We start from the raw sequence: 2,130 nt of genomic DNA, 5'->3' as shown, positions 1-2,130 counted from the left end.
ATTGCTCTTACATTCTAACAGCTTAAGCAACAAGATGGATAATTCCTTACTGGATGTAAGGGATATTAACCATAAATATATTGTAGTAGGAGGAAAGACCCTACATCATTTATGTCCTCAATATGTCTTCATGGCTCATTTTAGATACGTAAGCACTTAATTGGTTCTTTCCAAAATTTAGTGTATTTAATGTGCTAAAGCATTAGAATAGATAAAGCATTTAGGGAAACGCTGAATAATTAGAGCTGAAACCATCGTATTTCCCCAAATGGCGACTTTTTTGAAAATCCACACGTAAAAAACTGGATTTTCATGTGGATTTATACCTCTACAGGCCGCCCTTTTGTGGATAGCTCCCATAAAAAGGCAGACTTATAGCGTACGACCTATAAATTCTTGCTACCGGCCAGCCCTTAAACACATCAGAAGGTTGGCACTTGCAAACAGGATATGGAAGCGGTTCATGTTCTTCTTGATTCTGCGGTATACCACCTTGGCGTAATCAAACTGCCTTTTTACGATTAGGAATGGATGCTCCACCTTACAGCGGACAGCAGATTTCCGATGTTCCTCCTCCTTGTCCCAGTTGATTCCTTGATAGGAGTCTTTCATTTTCAGGCTGGATGGATGGGCGTTGATCCGAAATTCCACTTCTGGGAGATGATGTTCCTTACGGTACGGATTGATCCTGCCAGGGGCGTCCAGATACCCGGAATCCCCATATACGACCCCGTCATCTTCCCGGACAAGGTTCGGGGTTTCTGTTACATCATGGACATTCCCTGCCGTTCCGGTAATGGTATGGACATAACCGCTTCCTGCATCCACTCCGGCATGAACTTTCATGCCAAAGTACCACTGGTTTCCTTTTTTGCTCTGGTGCATCTCATCATCCCGTTTCCCTTCCTACTTATTCTTGGTGGAAGGAGGGGTAGCGATCAAAGTTGCGTCAACAATCGAGCCGCCATGCATCATCAGGCTTGCTCTTTCCAGCCTGTTCTTCACGTCCACAAAAATCATTTCATCAATTCTGTTTTCTTCCAACAGGTAGCGGAAATAAAGAAAGGTTGTGGCATCAGGTGCCTGTTCTGTGAGAAAGTTAAAATGCATAAAGCTACGCATGGCATAGCTGTCGTAGATGGCATCTTCAATCCCTGCATCCGAACGATTGAACGTACACGGTAAATCACTAGTACCGTGCTAGTTACCTGGTTCCATGAGATAATAACTCCAGAAAACTACAAGTTTTTAAGGAGTTAGTGCCATGGATAAAATTACACATCAGATCCGTGAAGAACACTGGGCCAGAATCTTAAATGAATGTATGAACAGCGGGATGTCGAAAACCGCCTGGTGTCGGGCAAACGGGATTTCTGTAAAGCAGTTTTTTTACTGGCAGCGCATCCTGCGCCGGGAAGCCTATGAAGCATCTCAGAATCCACCATTACCTGCAGTTGCAGAGACAGAACCGTTGTCTGCTGTTCAGAGAACGGTATCTTTCGCCGAAATCGAACTCCCTGCTGTGCCGCCAGACTCGTCACCCATTTTCCATCCGGATCTGGTAATCCGGAAAGGGGACCTTGTTCTGGAAATCTCAAATTCAGCCTCATCAGAATTGATCTCCCGGGTAGGAGGGATTCTTCATGCTGAATAACGCATCCGGCTTCCGGAAGGTATACATTGCTGCCGGTTATACAGATCTGCGGCGCGGGATCGATGGGTTGGCATCCATTGTGAAATTCAACTTCCAGCTGGAGCCCTATGAAAAGGATATCCTCTTCCTGTTTTGCGGAAGACGCAGTGACCGCATCAAGGGGCTCATATGGGAAGGAGACGGATTCCTTCTCCTTTACAAAAGGCTGGAGCTTGGCAGTTTCAGCTGGCCCCGTACAAAAGAAGAAGCACTGGAGATCACACTGGAACAATACCAGGCACTGATGCAGGGCTTGGAGATCGTGTCCAGACATCCAATCCAGGAAGTGCAGCCCAGTGATCTTCTGTAAAAAGTTGTGCAAAACGGAGAAAATAAAAAATCTTCAGACTGTAGACAAAATGGTTCCTGGTGCGATGCACCCGGAACCATTTTGAATTTTATATAGAAATATATTGGTTCGAATATCCAGACAAAAG

The 2,130-nt window shown here is 45.3% G+C and carries 2 protein-coding genes and 1 pseudogene; 2 read left to right on the top strand and 1 reads right to left on the bottom strand.

The features are described 5' to 3' along the window. Positions 1-399: 399 nt before the first annotated feature. Positions 400-1,173 (bottom strand): annotated as a pseudogene (locus ABID13_RS28680) (IS5 family transposase); the annotation flags it as partial. 91 nt (positions 1,174-1,264) lie between these two features. Between ABID13_RS28680 and tnpA the strand changes: the two are divergent. Together tnpA and tnpB are read left to right on the top strand one after the other, a co-directional pair. Next, positions 1,265-1,654, top strand: coding sequence for an IS66 family insertion sequence element accessory protein TnpA (tnpA, locus tag ABID13_RS28535; protein ID WP_048931156.1), 390 nt, complete (start codon positions 1,265-1,267; stop codon positions 1,652-1,654). After that, positions 1,644-2,003, top strand: a complete 360-nt coding sequence (gene tnpB / locus ABID13_RS28530; RefSeq protein WP_048931157.1) for an IS66 family insertion sequence element accessory protein TnpB — start codon at positions 1,644-1,646, stop codon at positions 2,001-2,003. Before tnpA ends, tnpB begins: the two co-directional genes overlap by 11 nt. The last annotated feature ends 127 nt before the right edge of the window (positions 2,004-2,130 follow it).

This window comes from Enterocloster citroniae (assembly GCF_040545455.1).
Taxonomy (GTDB): domain Bacteria; phylum Bacillota; class Clostridia; order Lachnospirales; family Lachnospiraceae; genus Enterocloster; species Enterocloster citroniae.
This window is presented reverse-complemented; position numbering and strand designations above follow the sequence as displayed.